The organism is Alistipes provencensis (assembly GCF_900083545.1).
GTDB classification, from domain to species: Bacteria; Bacteroidota; Bacteroidia; order Bacteroidales; family Rikenellaceae; genus Alistipes; species Alistipes provencensis.
The window spans coordinates 3204456-3226016 of sequence record NZ_LT559262.1; the positions used below are offsets into that span (position 1 = coordinate 3204456).

Sequence of the window (21561 nt, forward strand, 5' to 3'; positions counted from 1 at the left end):
GACGATATTTTGCGTATCTTTGGTGTCGCAACGACACTTTAATATCAGCATGCAGACAGATAACAAATATGTTGTCCGGCTCCGCGACGCGGCGATCTACCATGCCGACGATCCGTTCGGGAGCCGTCCGGAAAAAAAACTCCTGCGACACGGGGAGATGGTCCTTTCGGAGATCAACCTCTCGGTCGCACCGGGTGAGTTCGTATACTTAATCGGCCGCGTCGGAAGCGGAAAAAGTTCCCTGCTCAAAACGCTCTATGCCGAAATGCAACTGCTCACGGGCGAGGGATATGTCGCCGGTTTCGACCTGCGCCGCCTGCGCCGCCGCGACATCCCCTACCTGCGCCGCCGCATCGGTATCGTCTTTCAAGACTATCAGTTGCTCACCGACCGCAACGTCTTCATGAACCTCTACTATGTGATGAAGGCCACGGGTTGGAAGCGTGAGCAGGAGATCCGCGAACGCATCGACCGGGTGCTGGGGCTGGTGGAACTCGGCGCCAAGAGCTACAAGATGCCGTTCGAACTCTCGGGCGGCGAACAGCAGCGGCTGGTGATCGCCCGCGCCCTGCTGAACGACCCGCAGGTGCTGCTGGCCGACGAGCCCACGGGCAACCTCGACCCCCTGACGGCCGACGGCATCATGCAGTTGTTCCAGAAGATCGCCTCGCAGGGCTGCGCCGTGGTGATGTCGACGCACAACACCGCCCTGATCGAGAACTACCCTGCCCGCGCCGTGCTCTTCGCGCAGGGCAAAATCCGCGAAGTGGACCTCAAGGCCGAACTGGCGTAATTCCGCATGCCGGCCGCAAAGCGAACAAACAGGCGAAAAAATCGAATGTAAAGGCTTTTCCGGACACTTGTTTTATCCGGAATTATTTCGTATATTTGTACGATATTTTAAAGACTACGATGAGTACCGAATTAGAAAACGTAAAAAAGCAAGAAGAAGAATACTCTGCGTCGAACATTCAGGTCCTCGAGGGCCTCGAAGCGGTGCGCAAGCGTCCTGCCATGTACATCGGCGACATCGGCGAAAAGGGTCTCCACCACCTCGTTTACGAGGTCGTGGACAACTCGATCGACGAGGCGCTGGCGGGCTATTGCACCGACATCGACGTGACGATCAACGAGGACAACTCGATCACCGTCAGGGACAACGGACGCGGTATCCCCACCGACTACCACGAGAAGGAGGGCAAATCGGCGCTCGAAGTGGTACTGACGGTGCTGCACGCCGGCGGTAAGTTCGACAAGGGCAGCTACAAGGTCTCGGGCGGTCTGCACGGCGTGGGTGTATCGTGCGTCAACGCGCTTTCGAACCTGCTGATCGCCGAGATTCACAGCCGCGACGGTAAGATCTACCGCCAGACGTACAGCAAGGGCGCCCCGACCTCGCAGGTCGAGGTCGTCGGCGAATGTACGGACCGCGGTACGACCATTACGTTCAAACCCGACGATACGATCTTCACGCATACCACCGAATACAAATACGAGATTCTGGCCAACCGCCTGCGCGAGCTGGCGTTCCTGAACAAGGGCATCAGCCTGAACCTCTACGACAAGCGTCCCGACGAGGAGGGCAAGACCCGCGAGGACCACTTCTATTCGGAAGAGGGACTGAAGGAGTTCGTGAAATACCTCGACGCCACGCGCGGCACGCCGATCGTCGAGCAGATCATCTACCTCGACACCGAGAAGAACGGCGTCCCGGTGGAGGTGGCCATGCAGTACAACGACTCGTTCTCGGAGAACGTGCACTCCTATGTAAATAACATCAACACCATCGAGGGCGGTACGCACCTGACGGGTTTCCGCCGTGCGCTGACCCGCACGCTCAAGAAATACGCCGAGGATTCGGGCATGCTGGCCAAGCTGAAGTTCGACATCAACGGCGACGATTTCCGCGAGGGCCTCACGGCCGTCGTGTCGGTGAAGGTGCAGGAGCCGCAGTTCGAGGGACAGACCAAGACCAAGCTGGGCAACGACGAGGTTTCGGCCGCCGTCGATCAGGCGCTGACCACGGCACTGGGCCAGTACCTCGAGGAGAACCCCAAGGACGCCAAAGCCATCGTACAGAAGGTGATTCTGGCCGCCACGGCCCGCCATGCCGCCCGCCACGCCCGCGAACTGGTGCAGCGCAAGACCGTGCTGTCGGGAGCCGGACTCCCGGGCAAGCTGGCCGACTGCTCGAGCCGCGACCGTTCGATCGCCGAGATCTTCTTCGTCGAGGGTGACTCGGCAGGCGGTACGGCCAAGTCGGGCCGTGACCGTAACTTTCAGGCCATCATGCCGCTGCGCGGTAAGATTCTGAACATCGAGAAGGCGCAGGAGCACCGCATGTGGGAGAACGAGGAGATCAAGAACATGTTCACGGCCCTCGGCGTCACGATCGGCACCGAGGAGGACTCCAAGGCCCTGAACCTCGAGAAGTTGCGCTACGACAAGATCATCATCATGACCGATGCCGACGTCGACGGAAGCCACATCGCCACGCTGATGCTGACATTCTTCTTCCGCAAGATGAAGGAGCTGATCGAGAACGGCCACGTCTATATCGCCACCCCGCCCCTTTACCTCGTGAAGAAAGGCAAGCAGGAGCGTTACTGCTGGACCGAGAAGGAGCGCGACGACATCACGGCCGAATTCGGCAAGGGATCGCATGTGCAGCGTTACAAAGGTCTCGGTGAGATGAACGCCCACCAGTTGTGGGAGACGACGATGAACCCCGACACGCGCATCCTGCGTCAGGTGAACATCGAGAACGCCGCCGAAGCCGACCGCATCTTCTCGATGCTGATGGGCGACGAGGTGCCGCCCCGCCGCGAGTTCATCGAGAAGAACGCGCATTACGCGAACATCGACGCATAACCCGCTCGGGAAGCGGGCTTAAGGGCAACGGGCGGACGTGGCGAATCGATTCGGATTTGCGCTTCCGCCCGTTTGTGCAAGAGGACTGAACAACACAAAACCTACTGATAACCATGGACGTAACGGTAATCGGAGTCGCCGGAGGAACCGGCTCGGGAAAGTCGACGCTCGTCAAGCGTCTGCAAGAGGCATTCGTGGGCGACGACGTCGTGACGCTTTGCCACGACTACTACTACAAGGCGCACCCCGAACTCAACTACGAGGAGCGCACGAAACTCAACTACGACCATCCGCAGGCTTTCGACACGGAGATGCTCGTGGAACATATCAAGGCGCTGAAAAACAACGTACCCGTCGAGCACCCGGTCTACTCGTTCGTCGACCACGACCGCACTGCGGAGACTGTCTTTGTGAAACCGTCGAAAGTGATTATCGTCGACGGCATTCTGATTTTCGAGAACCGGGAACTCCGCGAACTGATGGACATCAAGGTCTATGTGGACACCGACGCTGACATCCGCTTGGCACGGCGTATCCTGCGCGACGTCTGCGAACGCGGACGGACGATGCAGTCGGTCATTACGCAGTACACCTCGACCGTGAAACCGATGCACGACGAGTTCGTCGAGCCGTCGAAGAAATACGCCGACGTCATCATTCCCGAAGGCGGCTTCAACTCGGTAGCCGTCACGATGCTGATTCAGAACATCCGCTCGCTGATCATGGGCAGCCGATAGCCGATTTCGGCCAAAACGACAGCCCCGGACTTCTCCTGAGAGAGTTCCGGGGCTGTTGCATATTCACCTGAAGCGATACTTTATCAGATGCCGGTTATCTTCTTGATTTCGTTGAGTTTATTGAGCGCCTCGATCGGGGTCAGCGAATTGATGTCGAGCCCCTTGATCTGGTCGCGGATCTGCACCAGCACGGGGTCGTCCAACTGGAACATCGACAGTTGCATATTCTGCGGTCCGGCGCTCTCGGCAGCTTCCTTCACGGCCTGCGCCGTGGGCTTGCGCCCCCGCTCCTTGAGGCTGCGGCTCGGCACGATCTCGTTGCTGCCGTAGACCAGTTCGAGGTTGCGCAGGATTTCGTCGGCCCGCGAGACGATCGACGCCGGCATGCCGGCCATGCGGGCGACGTGGATACCGAACGAATGCTCCGTACCGCCGCGCTCCAGTTTGCGCAGGAAAACGATCTGGTTGCCCATCTCCTTGACCGAAACGTGGAAGTTCTTCACCCGGGGGCACATCTGCTCCATCTCGTTCAGCTCGTGGTAGTGCGTGGCGAAAAGCGTCTTGGCATGGGCCGAGGGGTGGTTGTGGAGGTATTCGACCATCGCCCAAGCGATCGAAATGCCGTCGTAGGTCGATGTACCGCGGCCGATCTCGTCCAGCAGCACGATACTGCGGTCGGAAATGTTATTGAGGATGCTGGCCGACTCGAGCATCTCGACCATGAAGGTCGATTCGCCCTGCGAAATGTTGTCCGAAGCCCCGACGCGGGTGAAAATTTTGTCCACGACGCCGATATGGGCCGCTTTCGCGGGGACGTAGCACCCCATCTGGGCCATCAGGATGATGAGAGCCGTCTGGCGCAGCAGCGCCGACTTACCCGACATGTTGGGACCCGTTATCATCATGATCTGCTGCTGCTTGTCGTCGAGCATCACATCGTTGGGGATATACTCCTCCCCCACGGGCATCAGGGTCTCGATCACCGGATGGCGGCCCTGCCGGATGTCGATGAGTTTGCCGTCGTCGAGCACCGGACGCACATAGCGCCGCTCGCAGGCCAGCCGCGCGAAGGATTGCAGACAGTCGATGCGGGCCACCGCGGCAGCGTCGCGCAACATCGGCGCCAGCGAGCCGCAAATGAACGCCATGATCTCGGCATAGATGCGCTGCTCCAGAACGAGCATCTTCTCTTCGGCGCCGAGGATTTTTTCTTCATACTCCTTGAGCTCCTCGGTAATGTAGCGCTCGGCATTGGCAAGGGTCTGTTTGCGAATCCACGCTTCGGGAACCTTGTCCTTGTGAGCGTTGCGGACCTCGATATAATAGCCGAAAACGTTGTTGTAGCTGATCTTGAGCGACGGAATACCCGTCGTCTCGCTCTCGCGCTGCTGGATGCGCGCGAGGTAATCCTTGCCGTGGAGGGCGATGCGCCGCAGGTCGTCCAGCTCGGGATCGACCCCGTCGGCGATCACGCCGCCCTTCTGTATCTGGTTGTTCTGCGGATCGGGATAAATCTCGCGAGCGATACGGTCGCGGACCTCAGCCAACACATCGATCTGCCCCGCCAGCGCATGCAGGCGGTCGTCGTCGGTCGACTCCAAGGCGGCCTTGAGGGTCTCGATGGCTCCCAGCGAATTCTTGAGCTGCACCAGTTCGCGCGGCGTGACCCGCTGGGCCGCAATACGCCCCGCAATGCGTTCCAGATCGCCCACCAGCGCCACCTGTTCGCGGATAACGTCGGCCAAGTCCGCATCTTTCAGGAAGCGCTCCACCACGTCCAGCCGCTCGTTGATCCGCGCGGGGTCCTTGATCGGCATGGCGATCCAGCGTTTCAGCAGGCGCCCGCCCATCGGGGTCAGCGTGCGGTCGATCACGTCGGCGAAGCTGCACTTCTCACGCGCGCCGTTCGACGAAAAAAGCTCCAGATTGCGAATCGTGAACTTGTCGACCCACACATAGTCGTCCTGATCGATGCGCGCGATGGAGGCGATATGCCCCGTCTCGCGGTGCTCGGTAAATTCGAGGTAGTAGAGAATGGCCCCGGCGGCCGAAATGCCGCTGGAGAACTGCTCCACGCCGAAACCTTTCAGCGATTTGGTCCCGAACTGCTTGCAGAGCTTCTCGCGGTTGACATCCTCCGAAAAGACCCACTCGTCGAGGCGGTAGGTATAGAGTTTCGACCCGAACGAGCCGGAAAAACGGTCCTCATAGCCGCGCTGGTAGACCACCTCCTTGGGTTGGAGGTTCGAAATCAGTTTGTCGACATAGCTGTCCGAACCCTCGGCCACATAGAACTCGCCCGTGGAGATGTCCAGAAAAGCCACACCCGTGGTCTGCCGGCCGAAATAGACCGACGCGATGAAGTTGTTCTCCTTGTTGGCCAGAATGTTGTCCCCCAGCACGATACCCGGGGTCACCAGCTCGATGACGCCGCGCTTGACGAGACCCTTCACCGTCTTGGGGTCCTCCAACTGCTCGCAGATGGCCACGCGCTCGCCGGCCCGCACCAGCTTGGGCAGGTAGGTGTCAATGGCGTGGTAGGGAAATCCCGCCAACTCGACATACGTCGCCGATCCGTTGGCGCGGCGCGTGAGCGTGATGCCCAGAATGCCGCTGGCCTTGATCGCGTCGTCGCCGAAGGTCTCGTAAAAGTCGCCCACGCGGAACAGCAGTATGGCGTCGGGGTGCACCGCCTTGATGGAGTAATATTGCTTCATCAAGGGCGTCTCGACATATTTTTTGTCGATTTTCTTATCTGAGGTCAAAATAGAATATTGTATAATTTATACAACAAAGATAGCGGATTTTTTCGAAATATGCGCTAAATGATCCCGCTTTCGGAGAAGACTTTCCGGTAAAATTCGGCTTTCCACTCCACGGGGCGCGGATAGGCCCGCGACGAGGAGGGCATGCGCCACAGTTTCAGGTCGCGGCCGGCAAAGCGCATCGCCACCCACTCGCCCACCGCCGGCTCGTCGCAGCCCGTGACGGCACGCAGCGTATCGGTGGCTTTCTGGCCTGTGGTGACGATGTTCCCGCAGGCCGGGATGCGGGCCAGCAGGGCTTCTAAATCCACTTCACGCACCACTTGAAGAAAATTGTCCGACGCATTGTCTTTCAGGCGGATAACCTCTACGGCCGTGTCGTAGAGCGCAATGCCCCGCTCGCGGCAGAACGCCTCGATGCGCCCCTTGTCGAAACGCCGTCCGCCGGGCTCCAGAAAGTGCATCTTGTCGCCCGTCGCCAGATAGCCCACGATGCGCCACATATCGTTTTGCAGGTTGGGATAGAAGAACTCCATCGACCAGCGGATGCGCTTGGGCGGGAAGCTGCCCAGCATCAGCAGGCGGGCGTTTTCGGGGAGAAACGGTTCGAGGGGGTGCTGTTCGCTATTCATAGAATTGATCGTCGAAATTTACAAGATACAATTTATCGGTGGCGCGCGTCAGGGCCGTGTAGAGCCAGCGCAGCATGTCGCGCGTCATGGGTTCGTCGCCGAACAGGCAGCGGTCGATGAAGACCGCCCGCCACTGGCCGCCCTGCGCCTTGTGGCACGTCACGGCGTAGGAAAACTTCACCTGAACGGCGTTAAAATGCGGATTCTCACGGATTTCCTGAAAGCGTTTGAGCTTGCTTTTGATGTCGAGGTAATCCTTTTCAACCTCGTAGAACAGGCGCGTCGATTCGTCGCGCGTGAGCGACGGGGATTCCGAGGCGATGGTGTCCAGCAGGATCTTGCACTCGATCTCCGCATTGTCGTAGTCGGGAAATTCGAGCACGGCGTTGGCGAAGCGGAAGCCGTAGAAATCTTCGAAGCGCCGCAGGCGCTTCAGCCGCGCGATGTCGCCGTTGGCGATGAAGTTCATCGGGCAGTCCTCGGTATGCTTGGGGAAATAGTAGTTGTTCTTGACCACCATCAGCATGTCGCCGCTCTCGATCTCCTCCTCGGCGCAGAGCACGTTGCGGCGGATGCCCTCGTTATAGCGGTTGGCCCGCTTGTTCGAGCGCGTGACGACGATCGTCTCGTCGCGGCCGTAGAGGGCGTAGCAGTCCTGCAGTTTCTCGAGAAACTCGCCGCCATCGACCCGCTCGACATCCGGAAAATCGAGCCGGAAGCGGGGAATCTCGTAAAGGCCGTTTTCGAGCATGCAGCGTACCACCGTGGCGTTGAAGAGGATACCCGACTGTGCCTCCTGCCGCACCACCTCGTCCATCGTGCCGTAGACGATGTCGCCATAGGCATCCATCGACGCGGGATCGAGCGCCGGGCTGAAATCGGCCCCCACGGGCGGGAGCTGGGCGCTGTCGCCGACCAACACCAGACGGCACCCGCGGCCGCTGCGGACATACTCCACCAAATCCGAGAGCAGCGAACCGCTCCCGAAGACCGCTCCGCCGCCCGACGAATCGGAGAGCATCGAAGCCTCGTCGACGATGAACACCGCGCCGCGCTCCTGATTGAAATTGAGCGAGAATTTCGATTCGTAATCGGCGTTCGTGCGCTGGCGGTAGATGCGTTTGTGGATGGTAAAAGCCTTTTCCTGAGCGTATTGGGCCAGCACCTTGGCGGCCCGGCCCGTGGGCGCCAGCAGCACGGGTTTGATTCCCAAATCCTTAAGCGCTCCGACCAAAGCTCCGATAAGCGTCGTTTTTCCGGTGCCAGCATAGCCGTTCAGCACGAAAATCCTCGAAAAATCGTCGTCTGCAAGATATTCGGACAACTTTTCTATGATTTTTTTTTGTCCGGGAGTTGTTTCGAAACAAATTTTAGCGTAAATTTGGGTCGCGATATGTGTGCTGAGCATGCGTCGGTTTTTAATTGGTGCAAAATTAATAACAAATATTTATTTAAAATGAAAAAACTCTTTCAAATCATTCTTGCCGTAGCTATCGTAGGCCTGATCTACGTTATCTACGTCCAGATCTCCACCCCGATTCGTTTCGACGATGAAATGAAGGCGAAGAAGGCGCAGGTTATCGACCGCATCAAGGACATCCGCACCGCGCAGCGCGCCTTCAAGTCGAAGTACCAGCATTTCACCGGCAGCTTCGACTCGCTGACCGCCTTCGTACTTTCCGACACGCTCGAAATGGAGCGCAAGATCGTGGACGAGGACGACTCGGTGGCGATGGCCATGCTGAAGAAGTCGGGCAGGAAGAACATTGAGAAGTTCAAGGTAGCCGTGATCGACACCATTTTCGCCCCCAAGAAAGTGAGCCGTCAGGATGTCGAGAATCTCCGCTACATCCCCGGAACCGATAACAAGGCACAGTTCATCATGGAAGCCGGCGTTATCACCACCGAATCCAAGGTCGTGATCCCGGTCGTGGAGTGCCGCGCTCCCTACAAGATGTTCCTCGACACGATCAACTACCGTCAGGAGGTCATCAACCTGATCGACGACGAGGAGAACAACTTCAACCGCTATGCCGGTGTCAAGTTCGGCTCGATGGAATCCGGAAACAATGAGGCCGGTAACTGGGAGTAACACGCCGCAGGCAGGCAATACGGTGTCCATTCAGCGATCGTTGGATGGACACTCTTTTTCGGTCCCTGCACTGTCGGACGTACCCGCGGGCCACGATCCCGTGCAGGTAGAGCTGCTGCTGCCCCGCACGATGCTCGTCCCCGCGGAGCTGTTCGACGAGGAGCACGCCGCAGAGCTGCTTGCGGCGAACGGTATGCCCCCGGCGGCGGACGAATGCGCCGTATGCTGCGGCCGGGAGGAGGATTATGCGGCCGTCGCGGCGATAAACCGCGAAGCCCTGCGGCTGGTACAGGCGAAACTGGGCAACCGGGCCCGCTTCACCACCCCGCTGCTCCGCACGCCGCGCAATGCGACCAAAACCGTATGGATGTGCCGCCGCGCAGAGCTGCTATATATAAAGGTATACGACGGCGGATCCCTGCAACTGGCCGAGGTGGTGCCCGCGGAGACGGATGCCGACCTCGCCTACTTCTTCGAGCGGCTGAACGGCTGTTTCCCGCTGGCGGAGTTCGAGCTGCGTATCACGGGCGATGCTCCCAAAGCGGCGCGCAAACTGCTGGGAAAACGTTTCAAACAGGCGATATGCGAATAGTAAGCGGAAAATACAAGGGCCGGGCGATCAATCCGCCCCGGAACCTGCGGGCGCGGCCGACGACCGATTTCGCCAAAGAGAACCTCTTCAACGTGCTGGGCAACATGGTGGATTTCGAGGAGTGCGACGTGCTCGACCTCTTCGCCGGCACGGGGTCGATCAGCTATGAATTCGCGTCACGCGGGGCGCGGAGCGTCACCTCCGTGGAGATCAATGCCGTCCATTACAATTTCATCCGGCAGACTGCCGCGCAACTGGAGATCGAGAACCTATACCCGGTGAAAGCCAATGTGTTTCTCTACCTGAAAAGTTGTCCCAAACAGTTCGACCTCATTTTTTCGGACGCCCCCTACGATCTGGAGGGCAGCGAACAGGTCGTGAAACTGGTCCTCGAGGGAGACCTGCTTCGCCCGGGCGGCATTCTCGTCTTCGAACACTCGAAAAAAATGGATTTTTCGGCTTATCCCGAGTTCTGGCAATTAAGGAGTTACGGCAGCGTGCAATTTTCTTTCTTCAAAAAGCCGTAAAAGCATTTGCCGATTTAAAAAAATCCATTATCTTTGCACTCGCAATAACCGGAATGGTGCGTTAGTTCAGCTGGTTAGAATACGTGCCTGTCACGCACGGGGTCAGGGGTTCGAGTCCCCTACGCACCGCAGAGTTCAGTGGAACAAAACAGCAAAGCCTTGTAAACGAATCGTTTATAAGGCTTTCTTGTTTTTATACATACGCAAGAAAGAGTTGTTTAAAGCAGTTTGGCCGTGGCCTATTCGGTGTACTTTTCAGGCACCGGAGAAAGTACACCGAACAGAGCGTTAGTTCATTGATTTGCAACGTATTTCATCTTGACAGAAGATGTTTATAAAACTAACTTTGCAACGGTGAAAACAGCGCTATGGAAAGAACAACATTCGGTATGACGTTCTATATTCGTAGAACGAAATTAGACAAGACCGGTAAGGCTCCGGTCTTCATGCGAATTACGGTAAACGGACAACGGGCGGATGCGAGTATAAAATACCACATTCCGCTACGACTTTGGTGTACTGCAAAAGGACGGGCCGTAGAAAACAGCAAGGAAGGCAAGGAACTCAATCGCTTGTTGGATGCAATTTCTTTTAATATCACGCAGGTCAGAAGACAATTGGAGTCCGAAGGACAGGAGATATCAGCATCGGCCGTCCTACTCCGCTATCTGGGTAAGGATGCTCCTCAGCGACATTCATTAATAGAGGTATTTAAAGAGCATAATGAAAAATGCCGGGCGTTGTCCGGAATTGATTTTTCACCCACAACCGTCCAACGATACGACAGTCTTTTGCGTATTACACAAGAATTTTTAAACCGACAGGACGGGAAAACGGATTTTTATCTGGATGAGTTACCCGAACGGTTAGTAGAGGATTACGAATTCTACATGAAGATTCACCGGAAATGCGCTCATAATACAGTGATGAAGAATCTCAAAAACTTCAAAAAAATCATACGCATAGCCATGACAAACGGATGGTTGAAAAAAGATCCGTTCAGGGAAAAGCATATCCATATGGAAAAGGTCGAACGGGCTTTCTTGGAAAAACACGAATTCCTGCAGGTGTTGAATAAACAGATCGACATTCCACGGATTGGTCAGATTCGGGATATCTTCTGTTTCTGCTGCCTGACAGGATTAGCCTTTGCGGATGTACAACAATTGAAGCCGGAACATATTGTCAAGGATATCAACGGAATGGAATGGATTCGAAAGGCGCGGCAGAAAACCAAAAACATGTGTAACATTCCCTTGCTGGAGGAAGCTCGAAAGATTCTGAACCGCTACAAAGCACATCCCTATTGTCAGGCGCACAGCGTGCTTCTCCCCGTGTGCAGCAATCAGAAGATGAATATGTATCTGAAGGAACTGGCGGACATATGCGGTATCCAAAAACACCTGTCAACACACACTGCACGCCACACATTCGCAACGCTGACTCTCGCCAGCGGCGCCACAATCGACAATGTGGCCAAAATGCTCGGACGTACCAATACCAACATGACAAGACATTACGCACGCATTTTGGACTCTTCGATCATGAGGGACATGCAAATCGTAGCAAAAAATATCGCCATGTAGAAAGGTTACCGGCCATAGTAGGCCTGCACAGGACCAAACGAATCATTTTCAGAGGTTTATATTTCCTTTGTAGTTCACTCCGATAAGTCGGGGAATTGTTGAACCTCAAAACAAAAAAGATGGAATGCAAACTGATTGAAGCTGCAGCCTTTGACGAATTGAAATCAATCGTCAATCGGCTGCATACCCAAGCAACTCGCCTGGCCGTTCATACCACACCCGGCACCCCGAATGGGTGGCTGACACAGGAAGAGCTATGTCGTATTTTGCATGTCACAAAACGGGCGTTGCAATACCTTCGGCAACAGCGTAAAATTCCCTATACAAGGCTCGGAAATAAGGTCTTTTTTCGAGAAGCGGATATAAAACGAATGCTCAAGTTAAACCTGATCAAACCCAAGCAATGATGAATGATTGGATTACCCGAAGCAGTCCGGAATACATGGAACTGCGAGAGAAAGCAATGGAAGCGCTCGAAAGAATCGACCATATGATGGATACCCTACCCTCCTGTCTCTGTACGGAAACCTATTTAACAGCAAATGAAGTCTGCACCATGCTTAGATTGAGCAAGCGCTCGCTTCAGAATTATAGAGATGAGCGAGTGATCCCCTATACGACAATCGGAGGAAAGATTCTTTATCCACTGTCTGAAATAGTGAACATACTAAAAAAGAATCAGATCGAAACAATCCAGTAAACAAGGAGCAGCGAAAGCCTCGCTGCTCCTTGTCATTTATTTACTGTCAAAATATTGTAGTTAAATAGTTTTCAACGTATTTATCGGCAAAATAGGAGTGTCGCCTACTGTAGCTATCTTGCTGGCTGGGCCGGTAGCTCTTGGTATTTGATAGACTTGTTCACGGCAGGATAAATTCTTATCTTTGTTATGCACCACAAAATGCAAAACAGACGATGAACAGAATCATATTGATCGGAAACGGCTTCGATTTGGCACACGGGCTGCCGATGAGTTATGCGGATTTCATTCGGGGATACTATACTATTCAGAAATTAAAATTGCTGGAGGGTGAAAGCGAACTGAATGACGGTCTATGTTCTGTGAAAATCTCCAATCCAGAGGATCGAAAACTTATGGAGAAGTTTCGGTGGATGCTGAGTGATAATATGCTCCGATATGTAAACAATGTGGGAGAGATAACTCTGACGGAGCAATATAACCGGGGCTGCCCGAATAATTCGGACAGCCCTCTCTTCATTAACGAGTCGCGTCACCTCACCCCGATGGGTGATTTCTCTCCCAAACACAGATGCGTCAATAATTTCTCGCCATCTTTCCGACAAGCCGGTTGCTCTTTAAGTATACGGTTGAAAGTCTTGTCGAATGCATTCCGGAGTATTGAGCTATCCTCTGTTTTTTAGAAGATCGTTATCGTCGAATCAGGAAACGTATCAGTTTTATCAAGTTCCACAGGATCGTGAAAGGGGCTGTGAAAAAACCGATAATCACGGAAAGGAGCAATTTGAGCACATAATAGATCGCCCAAGTCGTCAACTCACCCTGTACCAGACGCCATCCAACGACTGAATTCAAAAACTGCCAGCCGGAAACTATGGCCATCAACATATAACCGCTGGCTAATCTCCCGTCTGGAAATCCATCTCCTTCCATGAAATTCCATTTGTATCCCCCAATAAATAATCCGACATAGACAAGCAAATGAAAGATGGTTGAACCGGTAGCTTGGCTTTTTAATGTTTCACGGCATGCGGCACATAGAGGTTTTTGCTGGTTGTGTACGCATTGCACACACAGTCCTTTTCCGCATTCCGTACATTGGGCGACTGCTGTTTGGGTAGGGTGATTTGCACAATTCATAAATCAGGACGAATAGTTCCAGTACAAAAATAATCTTTTCAACAGAAAAAATACACTATTGCAAAAGAAAAACAGTACGATATTGCCCATTGCCCCGATCTGAAAATTTGAGGAAACGACCGATATTTTTTATATTTGTAAGGATTGAATGCATTTTTAATGCATTTGGTTTCAGATATATAACATTCGGTCGTTTTATAACCTTTCGGATATGACAATCGAGAAACTGGACGGCACTTCGCCCCGCCTTTATACACTCGTCGCTCCGCTGGTCATGCGGCGCAGCGTGCTACGCCAGAACAACAACTACCCATTCTGGACCTCGCGTGCGCACACATGGTTCGTCGCGTGGGAAGGCCAGACCGTCTTCGGGTTCATGCCCGTGGAGATCACCGACGGCGGAGTGGCCAAGATCAACAACTACTACGTTTCGGGCGACGACCCGCAGCTGCTGTCGCGCTTCCTGCGCGAAATCATCCGATACTACCACCGCGACTATACGATACGTTCCGTGACGCTGCTCCGCCACGCCGAAGTATTCCGCACCGAGGGCTTCGTCCCCACGAAGGAGTGGACGCAGTATGTGACGATGCAATACGGGAAAAAACGGCAGCCATGAACGTCTACGAGCGGACACAGCAGCGGTTGAAAACGGTCTTCGACCTTTTCGACAACATCTACGTCTCCTTTTCCGGCGGCAAGGACAGCGGCGTGCTGCTCAACCTCTGCATCGACTACGTCCGGCATCACGGACTGCACCGCCGGATCGGGGTATTCCACATGGATTACGAAATCCAGTACCGCGACACGCTCGATTATGTGGACCGGACGCTGGCCGCGAACGCCGACATTCTCGATGTCTACCGGGTCTGCGTGCCGTTCAAGGTCCAGACCTGCACCTCGATGTTCCGGCAGTACTGGCGGCCGTGGGAGGAGTCGAAGCGGGACGTTTGGGTACGGGAGATGCCCGAAGGATCTCTCACGCGGCGCGACTTCCCGTTCTTCACTGACGAAATGTGGGACTACGAATTCCAGAACCGCTTCGCCGAATGGCTCCACGCACGCAGCGGCGCGGCGCGCACATGCTGTCTGATCGGCATCCGCACGCAGGAGAGCTTCAACCGCTGGCGCACGATATACAGCGACCGCAACCACCACCGGTTCGGCGGAAAACGGTGGATACGGCAATGGGTCGGCGGCGGCATCTGCAACGCCTATCCGCTCTACGACTGGCTGACGACCGATATCTGGACGGCGAACGGACGTTTCGGCTGGCCCTACAACCGGCTGTACGACCTTTTCTACCGGGCCGGCGTGCCGCTCGACAGTCAGCGCGTGGCCAGTCCGTTCATCTCGCCGGCCATCGCCAGCCTGCACCTCTACAAAGCCATCGATCCGGACACATGGGGACGCATGGTCGGCCGGGTCGACGGAGCCAATTTCGCGGCGCTGTACGGCAGGACGGCGGCAGTCGGCTGGCAGTCGGTGCGTCTGCCGAAGGGAATGACGTGGGAGCGTTACATGCACTTCCTGCTCTCGACCCTTCCGGGGCCGACGCGGCGCAACTATCTGGAAAAACTCTCCGTGAGCATCCGCTTCTGGCGCGAAAAGGGCGGATGTCTCTCCGAGGAGACCATCGCCAGACTGCAAAAGGCCGGCATCCGCATCGAAGTCGGCGACAGGAGCGCCTACCGCACCGACAAGCGTCCGGTGCGCATGGAGTATCTCGACGACACGGACCTGCCGGAATTCAGCCAGCTGCCCACGTTCAAGCGTATCTGCATCTGCATCCTGAAAAACGACCACGCCTGCAAATACATGGGTTTTTCGCCCAACAAAAGCGAAACGCAGCGCCGCAGGAAAATCATGGAAAAATATGAATCGCTATTACGAACATCCGACCGAGAAAAACTTCCGGAGCCCTGTCTATAACGTCCGCGCCGTACCGGTGGAGAAGATCGTGGCGAACAGCTACAACCCCAACGTCGTGGCACCGCCCGAAATGAAACTGCTGGAACTGTCTATTTGGGAGGACGGCTACACGATGCCGTGCGTCTGCTATTACGACGCCGAAAGGGACCGTTACGAACTGGTGGACGGCTACCACCGCTATCTGGTGCTCAAAACCTCGAAGCGCATCTACGAACGCGAACGAGGGCTGCTGCCCGTCACCGTGATCGAAAAGGACCTTTCGAACCGCATGGCCTCGACCATCCGCCACAACCGGGCGCGGGGGACGCACAATGTCGAGCTGATGAGCGAGATCGTCGCCGAACTGACCCGCGCCCGGATGTCCGACCAGTGGATCATGCGTCATATCGGCATGGACCGCGACGAGCTGCTGCGTTTGAAACAGATCACGGGCCTCGCCGAACTCTTCGCCGACAAGGAGTTCAGCATCGGAGATGCCGACGAGGACGTGTCCGAAACCGTGCCGTAACCACCCGCTTACTCCGGAATCCCCGTTTCGGATCCAGCGGATGGGACTGATAGAACGTTTTCCCGAAGTCGATCCATGCAATGATCCGACCGTCTTGAGGGGGCATCAGCGTCAGCGGACGGTATTCGCGCTTCCTAAACTCACGATCTCCGATGACAAGGTACTTTTAGTGGAAATCATCGAGAAAAACGGAGCCCGGCATCAGACTACCGAAATAATGAGCCGAGAACTTTCGAATGCCAAGGTGTTATAATATAAAATAGACTGATCCGTGAAAACACCGGGGGCTGTCCGAAATTTCGGACAGCCCCCTCCCTTCATTAACGAGTCGCGTCACCGCACCTCGGCGGGTGATTTCTCCTCTAAACAGATTATCAGATGCTTCAATAACTTTTCAGCATCTATCCGGCAGGCCGATTCCTTGTTGTGTATACGCTTAAAAGCCTTGTCGAACGCATCCCAAAGTATCAGACTGAACCGGTCGGCTTCGACCGGTCCCATGTATTTGACCTCCATGGTCGGAAGCCACATCGAGAATTCGATGTTGACCGACTGCCGGAACAGTTCCAGCAATTCGTCGGACTCGTGGCGGTAGTCGAGAAACGTGTTTTCGCAAATCCCGAACTTGGGCCGAATGATTGAATGATAGATTTTCGCATGGGTTCTGCGATGGTCGCGCTTCTCGAAAAACCAGCGGTCGATCTTTTTGACGCTTACCACACGATAAGGGCGATAGGGATTCTCGTTATCCTTTTTCATAACTGTAAAGTTTTAAGCCGGATGACATTATCCTTATCTTAAATTTACATAATTCCCCTATTCGAGATTTTCCGTATTGTCTCGAAGTTTGGAACCTAAGGCCGGCACCCGCACCTAAAGATCAGAGCTCGATAAAGTCGTACAGACATCCACGAGTTGCTTTTTTATTAGCAACTCGGAGTATCTGCTAAAATAAAATATTGGAATGGTTCCACATGTTCTTGCAAGGTCTCTGCGTTTCATCCATCTTTGCCGCACAAACTATAAAACAGCCCAAACGAATGACGGTGAAACATTGCAATTTCAAAGTCGGAGAGGTATATCTTTTCCATACCGACGATCCCCGATGTCCGGATGCGGAATCCTTATGGGGTCTTTACGACAGACACGACGGGAACTCGATCCGACTGGAATCGTGCTCGACGGACCAGAAGAACTTCTCGAAAGGTCGGCGTTTGCCGGCGCAATACCGGTTCTGCCGGCTTTCGACCCGCGGCGAATTACGCGATTATATGACCAACAGCATCTGCTCGGAAATGAGTAACTTTAATTAGGATAATAGTGTCCTCATTAAAACTTATCGTACTATGAGCAGGGATAATTATAATCCGTACCGGATAGTCGGGGCCAAAAAGATCGACGTATGGTATTATGAAGAAGGCGATATGCGCAGAACGCATCATAACGTCTACGAGTTAATCATTCTGCCGCTGTACGGAGTCTGTGAAAACAGTTATCTGGATTACAGGCATCACTCCGACGAACTGCTCGAGCTCTTCATCCAGCCGCCCTATATCGAAGTTCCGCTCTGGCTGATGGTGATGACAGTCAAGAAAATGCCGCCTCACGAAGCCAACCGTTTCTTCGAACTGCTCCGGACGAAGATGGATCGCATATTCAGAAAATCGTCACACCCTCTGACGGCCGAGCAGCTCCTCAAACTGCTCGTCGAAGCACTGGCAGAGTTCATGTATTAGAAGAGTGACGCGACTCATTGCCGGAGGGGAGGCCGTTATCGGTCTCCCCTCTTTTTGCATGAAGCCCATGCGGCCTTGCGCTCAGAGTCCGGGCTTCTGCATTTCCGCGACCGGCTCTATGATGCTTTCGTCGCAAGGGGCTCCGTAGTTGAACTTCGGCCTGACGGGCCACGCCGTCATCTCTTTTCGGGGTATACGGTCAGCAGAGCCGCGTGTCGAAAAGGATGCCGTCGCCCTGCTCCAGCTCCTCCTCGACCAGATAGTAATCCCGAACGCGGGCATAGTATGTCGCACCCGGATTCAGGATGAGGACTTCGTTCAGGTCGATGCGGTCACCGATATAGTCCGCGGCCGGCGAAGGGAATCCCGCCGGAATGCCCTCGCTGACGTAGGGCAGCGGTTCGACGGTTGTCGTCATGAGACCGTATATATCGAAATGCGTATTCATCGGGCATAATTAAGGAGCAGGGGCATACGAGGGTGTCGGCACGCAATGCCGTCGGGCATCGTGTCGTCGTTTCGACAAATTGTTAAGCGGGGCTTTTGCCGGCTCTGCCGGCTGTGTAGTGTGAAATTGCGTCGTTTCCTCGGTACTCCCTGCGGAGTTCGTTCGCAATACAAACGAAAATATCGTGCCTTTGTTGTATCGGCAAACGTAGTCCGAAATCCCGGATACTGGACGCCGAGGGCGTCATGCCCCCGGAAGTGAAGAACATGGTGCAGGACTTCAAAGACCAGATCTTTCTTAACCCGCGGCTGAAAAACACCGTCGGGCATATCCTCCTCTCTTTTTCACCCAAGGACGCTCCGCGCATGACCGACGCTCTGATGACGCAGATCGCGAAGGAGTATATGCAGAAGATGGGTATCACCGATACACAGTATTTATTGGTGCGCCACCTCGACCAGCCCCATCCGCTCTGCCACCTAGTCTACAACAAGGTCGGAAATGACGGACAGACCATTTCGGACAAGAATATCAAGCTCCACAACGCCAAGGTCCGCCGGGAGCTGACCGGGAAATACGGGCTATATCCCGCGCCGGGAAAGACGACGTGCGGAGGGAGCGGCCATGCGAACCGGACAAGGCCAGATACGCAATCTACGATGCGATCAAACTGGACGGCAAATTATGGGAACAGGGTATCGGCATCCGCTATAAATATTGCGGAAATACTGACCTGAAACATGGTGTTCTGTTCTCGAAAAACGGCTTCGAGTTCTCCGGTTCGAAGATCTGACAAACATTGTCAGTAAGGTTTTCGAGGATTTAATGCCGAGCGTGTAGGTATGTCGATGCTCCTGCACGGGTAATGTATTTTCCTGCAAGGCGCATTCATCTACCGAATTTCAGAAAACAATCGGCTGTTGGCCGTGAACGACCTGAAATACCGTTATGTAAAGATGTGCGGGGGGGGGTCGGAGAAAAGAAACTGACGGAATTGGAAGCAATATTCCGCGAAGACAAGCGCAAGGCCATCCGCGATACGATTCGTAATCGGGTCGAACGGTATGAAACGAGGGTGAAAATTCGGGCCGAACAGTTGGAACAGGCAACCGTCAAGGAGCGCAAAGCGTATGAGCTACTCCAAGATGCAGAGCAATTGAGAAAAAAGTAATTATTCTTAAAAATCTCAAATCGGATAAGTATGATTCATAACTGTAAAATGCCCAAAATACAGGATTGCATTTTTTTGTATCGAGGATACCGAATTAAAAAATATTTGTATATTTGCCGTCGCAAAGGTTTCCGAATCGCCGATTGCGCGATGAGGAATGAAAAGGGAATGCAGTGAGAATCTGCGACAATACCCGTTGCTGTGAGTTCCTGCCCCGGACATGGGGCGCAAAAGGTTTTACAATCTTTGCCACTGGCCGCAAGGCTGGGAAGGCGTAAAACCGGAACAAGTCAGAAGACCTGCCGATGCCTTTATAAGATTTGCAACCTGCGGGTGTACGGGTGAAAATCAAAACTGCGATTTCCCCTGCATCCGGCATTCCGGTCTAATACGAGGCTTCCGACAGCCTTGCCAAGGTGTAAATCCGTTTTGAATTTCTGTTGTGCCGTATCCCGAAAGGATACGGTTGATTTTTTATTTGTCAAACTTAAAATACAACAGGAATGAAAAAACTATTTACCCTTTTGGCAATCGCCCTGTTCGGCGTTGCGATGTGGAGCTGCTCGTATGACGACGACGATTTGTGGAAGGCGGTCGATGACCTCGATTCGCGCATGGAAGCTATGGAGCAGGCCATGAAGAGTGCTAACACCGATATCTATGCACTCCAAAAACTGGTCGATGCTTTACAAAAGAATGTAACTGTGACCTCCGTCATCAAAAATAATGACGGATACACAATTACATTCTCCAATGGTGAAACCGCCACGATCACCAACGGAAAAAATGGAATTGATGCTCCCGCTATCTCGGTGAAAAAAGATGGCGACGGCCTTTATTACTGGACGCTCGATGGCGATTTCATACTGGTCGACGGCGAAAAGATCAAGGCGCAGGGTGAGGACGGCGCCCCCGGACAGAATGCCGTGTCCCCGAAATTGCGTATCAATACCGAAACCAAGGAGTGGGAAATGTCGATCGACAATGGTACTACATGGACTTCGATGGGTGTCAGGGCTGAAGGAACGGATGGCGATTCGATGTTCGAGTCGGTGGATACGGTCTCGACCCCCGGTATGGCGGTCTTTACGCTTGCCGACGGCGGAAAACTCGAAATTCCCATGCAAGGTGCGTTGAATCTCGCGATTTCCGCAAAGAGAGGCATATTCGTTTACGATGAGACGCAGACCTTTACGATCGAGAGCAAGGGTGTCGAACGGATGACATGGACTAAACCCGACGGATGGAAAGTTTCGGTCGAAGGCAATGTACTGACGGTTGTAGCGCCGGCCAAAGCGAACAGCTATGCAGAAACGGAGGGTGTGATCGCCTTGATCGGAATGGCCGGGAATTTCTCGTGCATGGCAGAACTGACAGTAAGTGCGGCGGATACGCATAGCTATACAATTACCTTCGAGGGTAACGACTGGGCCAAATGGGTCGCCTGCAACTATAACCCCGGAAAATATTCAACGACACAATTAGGGAGTCCAGACGATTATGCCTGGGTCGATGAAACCACGCAGCTCACTACTGGCCGTCCTACCGGCTTCATGAACGGATGGGGCTATCCTTGGTTCGTATGCTCCTATAATTCCAATTCGCTGGATCAGAGTAAATATGGCAATTATTTATACGATCTGTATGTGTACAATCCCGACGGAGTAGAGGATAGTATGACAGGCGGAGGCCGCAATGGTTCCGATAATTTCCTGACGACATTCGGCTATTTGGATTTTGACTTTCCTTACGGTGATGGACGTCCCATTCTCGAATTTGCCGACAATAAAGCACGGACGATCCGAAGCCTGTACGTCAATTCGACCTGCTATTTCTACTCGGTTGCTACCTCCGGCAACGGACTGTCGCCCGAACTGACCAAAGACGTAACCTTCTACGCTACGGGGTTCGATGCCGACGGCAACGAAATCAAAACCATTACGATGATTTTCGCTACGCCCGAAGCCATCACGAAAACATGGACGAAATGGGATCTTTCCGAACTGGGGCCGATCGTTTCGCTTCGGCTGAACCAGGCTGGCGGCGCCGATAACGGTTACGGTTACTCGCTGCCTGCGTATTATGCAGTGGATGACATTACCGTCGAGTGGTAGCGTCGCTGCT

Annotated in this window: 23 protein-coding genes, 1 tRNA gene, 1 pseudogene and 1 riboswitch; of the genes and pseudogenes, 19 read left to right on the plus strand and 6 right to left on the minus strand. The window is 54.2% G+C overall.

What is annotated here, in order from left to right; translation table 11 throughout:
• Window positions 1-49: 49 nt before the first annotated feature.
• From BN5935_RS12610 to udk, 3 genes are all read left to right on the plus strand, one after another.
• Window positions 50-793 carry a cell division ATP-binding protein FtsE gene (locus BN5935_RS12610; protein ID WP_064976404.1) on the plus strand — a complete coding sequence of 248 codons (744 nt, stop codon included), beginning with the start codon at window positions 50-52 and terminating at the stop codon, window positions 791-793.
• A 119-nt stretch (window positions 794-912) separates the two neighbouring features.
• Window positions 913-2871, plus strand: coding sequence for a DNA topoisomerase (ATP-hydrolyzing) subunit B (gene gyrB, locus BN5935_RS12615; protein ID WP_064976405.1), 1959 nt, complete (start codon window positions 913-915; stop codon window positions 2869-2871).
• Between the two features lie 113 nt (window positions 2872-2984).
• Window positions 2985-3608: a uridine kinase gene (gene udk, locus BN5935_RS12620; RefSeq protein WP_204244915.1), complete on the plus strand. Its 624-nt coding sequence runs from the start codon at window positions 2985-2987 to the stop codon at window positions 3606-3608.
• An 83-nt stretch (window positions 3609-3691) separates the two neighbouring features.
• On the opposite strand, the gene mutS is transcribed toward udk, so the two are convergent.
• The 3 genes from mutS to BN5935_RS12635 form a co-directional block, all read right to left on the minus strand.
• Window positions 3692-6325 (minus strand): DNA mismatch repair protein MutS, encoded by a 2634-nt coding sequence (mutS, locus tag BN5935_RS12625; protein ID WP_204244916.1) that lies wholly within the window; start codon window positions 6323-6325, stop codon window positions 3692-3694.
• A 104-nt stretch (window positions 6326-6429) separates the two neighbouring features.
• Window positions 6430-7005: a uracil-DNA glycosylase family protein gene (locus BN5935_RS12630; protein WP_064976408.1), complete on the minus strand. Its 576-nt coding sequence runs from the start codon at window positions 7003-7005 to the stop codon at window positions 6430-6432.
• Entirely contained in the window at window positions 6998-8413 is a 1416-nt protein-coding gene (locus tag BN5935_RS12635; protein ID WP_064976409.1) for an ATP-dependent DNA helicase, read from the minus strand. The genes BN5935_RS12630 and BN5935_RS12635 overlap by 8 nt, the downstream gene beginning before the upstream one ends.
• A gap of 48 nt (window positions 8414-8461) precedes the next feature.
• Between BN5935_RS12635 and BN5935_RS12640 the strand changes: the two genes are divergently transcribed.
• The 8 genes from BN5935_RS12640 to BN5935_RS15585 all read left to right on the plus strand — a co-directional run bounded on the left by BN5935_RS12640 (window position 8462) and on the right by BN5935_RS15585 (window position 13185).
• Window positions 8462-9097, plus strand: coding sequence for a hypothetical protein (locus BN5935_RS12640; RefSeq protein WP_064976410.1), 636 nt, complete (start codon window positions 8462-8464; stop codon window positions 9095-9097).
• Window positions 9098-9119: 22 nt separating this feature from the next.
• Complete coding sequence (locus tag BN5935_RS12645; RefSeq protein ID WP_235821097.1) at window positions 9120-9689, plus strand: DUF3822 family protein; 570 nt, start codon at window positions 9120-9122, stop codon at window positions 9687-9689.
• Entirely contained in the window at window positions 9680-10216 is a 537-nt protein-coding gene (locus BN5935_RS12650) for an RsmD family RNA methyltransferase (RefSeq protein WP_064976412.1), read from the plus strand. Before BN5935_RS12645 ends, BN5935_RS12650 begins: the two co-directional genes overlap by 10 nt.
• 55 nt (window positions 10217-10271) lie before the next feature.
• A tRNA-Asp gene (locus BN5935_RS12655) sits at window positions 10272-10345 on the plus strand.
• A 239-nt stretch (window positions 10346-10584) separates the two neighbouring features.
• On the plus strand, window positions 10585-11802 hold the full coding sequence (locus BN5935_RS12660; RefSeq protein WP_064976413.1) for a site-specific integrase: 1218 nt from the start codon (window positions 10585-10587) through the stop codon (window positions 11800-11802).
• Between the two features lie 119 nt (window positions 11803-11921).
• On the plus strand, window positions 11922-12209 hold the full coding sequence (locus BN5935_RS12665) for a helix-turn-helix domain-containing protein (protein ID WP_064976414.1): 288 nt from the start codon (window positions 11922-11924) through the stop codon (window positions 12207-12209).
• Complete coding sequence (locus tag BN5935_RS12670; RefSeq protein ID WP_235821098.1) at window positions 12209-12502, plus strand: helix-turn-helix domain-containing protein; 294 nt, start codon at window positions 12209-12211, stop codon at window positions 12500-12502. The genes BN5935_RS12665 and BN5935_RS12670 overlap by 1 nt, the downstream gene beginning before the upstream one ends.
• Before the next feature lie 269 nt (window positions 12503-12771).
• Entirely contained in the window at window positions 12772-13185 is a 414-nt protein-coding gene (locus BN5935_RS15585) for a hypothetical protein (protein WP_235821143.1), read from the plus strand.
• Between the two features lie 7 nt (window positions 13186-13192).
• Here the strand turns inward: BN5935_RS15585 and BN5935_RS12680 are convergent, their stop codons facing one another.
• Window positions 13193-13642: a hypothetical protein gene (locus BN5935_RS12680; protein WP_064976417.1), complete on the minus strand. Its 450-nt coding sequence runs from the start codon at window positions 13640-13642 to the stop codon at window positions 13193-13195.
• A gap of 211 nt (window positions 13643-13853) precedes the next feature.
• On the opposite strand from BN5935_RS12680, the gene BN5935_RS12685 reads away from it, so the two are divergent.
• Genes BN5935_RS12685 through BN5935_RS14985 form a run of 4 tightly spaced genes read left to right on the plus strand, consistent with a single transcriptional unit; the run spans window position 13854 to window position 16335 of the window.
• Entirely contained in the window at window positions 13854-14261 is a 408-nt protein-coding gene (locus BN5935_RS12685; protein ID WP_064976418.1) for a hypothetical protein, read from the plus strand.
• Window positions 14258-15574, plus strand: coding sequence for a DUF3440 domain-containing protein (locus tag BN5935_RS12690; RefSeq protein ID WP_064976419.1), 1317 nt, complete (start codon window positions 14258-14260; stop codon window positions 15572-15574). The genes BN5935_RS12685 and BN5935_RS12690 overlap by 4 nt, the downstream gene beginning before the upstream one ends.
• Window positions 15519-16082: an IbrB-like domain-containing protein gene (locus tag BN5935_RS12695; RefSeq protein ID WP_064976420.1), complete on the plus strand. Its 564-nt coding sequence runs from the start codon at window positions 15519-15521 to the stop codon at window positions 16080-16082. The genes BN5935_RS12690 and BN5935_RS12695 overlap by 56 nt, the downstream gene beginning before the upstream one ends.
• A gap of 40 nt (window positions 16083-16122) precedes the next feature.
• Window positions 16123-16335, plus strand: coding sequence for a DUF4138 domain-containing protein (locus BN5935_RS14985; RefSeq protein ID WP_235821099.1), 213 nt, complete (start codon window positions 16123-16125; stop codon window positions 16333-16335).
• Window positions 16336-16415: 80 nt separating this feature from the next.
• Here the strand turns inward: BN5935_RS14985 and BN5935_RS12700 are convergent, their stop codons facing one another.
• Window positions 16416-16841 carry a hypothetical protein gene (locus tag BN5935_RS12700; protein WP_064976421.1) on the minus strand — a complete coding sequence of 142 codons (426 nt, stop codon included), beginning with the start codon at window positions 16839-16841 and terminating at the stop codon, window positions 16416-16418.
• A gap of 587 nt (window positions 16842-17428) precedes the next feature.
• On the opposite strand from BN5935_RS12700, the gene BN5935_RS12710 reads away from it, so the two are divergent.
• On the plus strand, window positions 17429-17818 hold the full coding sequence (locus BN5935_RS12710) for a hypothetical protein (protein WP_064976423.1): 390 nt from the start codon (window positions 17429-17431) through the stop codon (window positions 17816-17818).
• Window positions 17819-18017: 199 nt separating this feature from the next.
• Here the strand turns inward: BN5935_RS12710 and BN5935_RS12715 are convergent, their stop codons facing one another.
• Entirely contained in the window at window positions 18018-18236 is a 219-nt protein-coding gene (locus BN5935_RS12715; RefSeq protein ID WP_235821100.1) for a S24/S26 family peptidase, read from the minus strand.
• Between the two features lie 275 nt (window positions 18237-18511).
• On the opposite strand from BN5935_RS12715, the pseudogene BN5935_RS12720 reads away from it, so the two are divergent.
• From BN5935_RS12720 to BN5935_RS12730, 3 genes and pseudogenes are all read left to right on the plus strand, one after another.
• Window positions 18512-19056 (plus strand): annotated as a pseudogene (locus BN5935_RS12720) (relaxase/mobilization nuclease domain-containing protein); the annotation flags it as partial.
• 75 nt (window positions 19057-19131) lie between these two features.
• Complete coding sequence (locus BN5935_RS12725) at window positions 19132-19437, plus strand: hypothetical protein (RefSeq protein ID WP_235821101.1); 306 nt, start codon at window positions 19132-19134, stop codon at window positions 19435-19437.
• 108 nt (window positions 19438-19545) lie between these two features.
• Window positions 19546-19758, plus strand: a riboswitch (cobalamin riboswitch).
• Window positions 19759-19940: 182 nt separating this feature from the next.
• On the plus strand, window positions 19941-21551 hold the full coding sequence (locus BN5935_RS12730) for a PL29 family lyase N-terminal domain-containing protein (protein WP_082944144.1): 1611 nt from the start codon (window positions 19941-19943) through the stop codon (window positions 21549-21551).
• Window positions 21552-21561: the final 10 nt, after the last annotated feature.

Excerpts from the sequence above, each read along its gene's own strand:
- BN5935_RS12610 (WP_064976404.1), top strand. The coding sequence starts at position 50 with ATGCAGACAGATAACAAATATGTTGTCCGGCTCCGCGACGCGGCGATC.
- gyrB (WP_064976405.1), top strand. The coding sequence starts at position 913 with ATGAGTACCGAATTAGAAAACGTAAAAAAGCAAGAAGAAGAATACTCT.
- udk (WP_204244915.1), top strand. The coding sequence starts at position 2,985 with ATGGACGTAACGGTAATCGGAGTCGCCGGAGGAACCGGCTCGGGAAAG.
- mutS (WP_204244916.1), bottom strand. The coding sequence starts at position 6,325 with ATGAAGCAATATTACTCCATCAAGGCGGTGCACCCCGACGCCATACTG.
- BN5935_RS12630 (WP_064976408.1), bottom strand. The coding sequence starts at position 7,005 with ATGAATAGCGAACAGCACCCCCTCGAACCGTTTCTCCCCGAAAACGCC.
- BN5935_RS12635 (WP_064976409.1), bottom strand. The coding sequence starts at position 8,413 with ATGCTCAGCACACATATCGCGACCCAAATTTACGCTAAAATTTGTTTC.
- BN5935_RS12640 (WP_064976410.1), top strand. The coding sequence starts at position 8,462 with ATGAAAAAACTCTTTCAAATCATTCTTGCCGTAGCTATCGTAGGCCTG.
- BN5935_RS12650 (WP_064976412.1), top strand. The coding sequence starts at position 9,680 with ATGCGAATAGTAAGCGGAAAATACAAGGGCCGGGCGATCAATCCGCCC.
- BN5935_RS12660 (WP_064976413.1), top strand. The coding sequence starts at position 10,585 with ATGGAAAGAACAACATTCGGTATGACGTTCTATATTCGTAGAACGAAA.
- BN5935_RS12665 (WP_064976414.1), top strand. The coding sequence starts at position 11,922 with ATGGAATGCAAACTGATTGAAGCTGCAGCCTTTGACGAATTGAAATCA.
- BN5935_RS12670 (WP_235821098.1), top strand. The coding sequence starts at position 12,209 with ATGAATGATTGGATTACCCGAAGCAGTCCGGAATACATGGAACTGCGA.
- BN5935_RS15585 (WP_235821143.1), top strand. The coding sequence starts at position 12,772 with ATGAGTTATGCGGATTTCATTCGGGGATACTATACTATTCAGAAATTA.
- BN5935_RS12680 (WP_064976417.1), bottom strand. The coding sequence starts at position 13,642 with ATGAATTGTGCAAATCACCCTACCCAAACAGCAGTCGCCCAATGTACG.
- BN5935_RS12685 (WP_064976418.1), top strand. The coding sequence starts at position 13,854 with ATGACAATCGAGAAACTGGACGGCACTTCGCCCCGCCTTTATACACTC.
- BN5935_RS12690 (WP_064976419.1), top strand. The coding sequence starts at position 14,258 with ATGAACGTCTACGAGCGGACACAGCAGCGGTTGAAAACGGTCTTCGAC.
- BN5935_RS12695 (WP_064976420.1), top strand. The coding sequence starts at position 15,519 with ATGAATCGCTATTACGAACATCCGACCGAGAAAAACTTCCGGAGCCCT.
- BN5935_RS14985 (WP_235821099.1), top strand. The coding sequence starts at position 16,123 with ATGGGACTGATAGAACGTTTTCCCGAAGTCGATCCATGCAATGATCCG.
- BN5935_RS12700 (WP_064976421.1), bottom strand. The coding sequence starts at position 16,841 with ATGAAAAAGGATAACGAGAATCCCTATCGCCCTTATCGTGTGGTAAGC.
- BN5935_RS12710 (WP_064976423.1), top strand. The coding sequence starts at position 17,429 with ATGAGCAGGGATAATTATAATCCGTACCGGATAGTCGGGGCCAAAAAG.
- BN5935_RS12715 (WP_235821100.1), bottom strand. The coding sequence starts at position 18,236 with ATGACGACAACCGTCGAACCGCTGCCCTACGTCAGCGAGGGCATTCCG.
- BN5935_RS12725 (WP_235821101.1), top strand. The coding sequence starts at position 19,132 with ATGTATTTTCCTGCAAGGCGCATTCATCTACCGAATTTCAGAAAACAA.
- BN5935_RS12730 (WP_082944144.1), top strand. The coding sequence starts at position 19,941 with ATGAAAAAACTATTTACCCTTTTGGCAATCGCCCTGTTCGGCGTTGCG.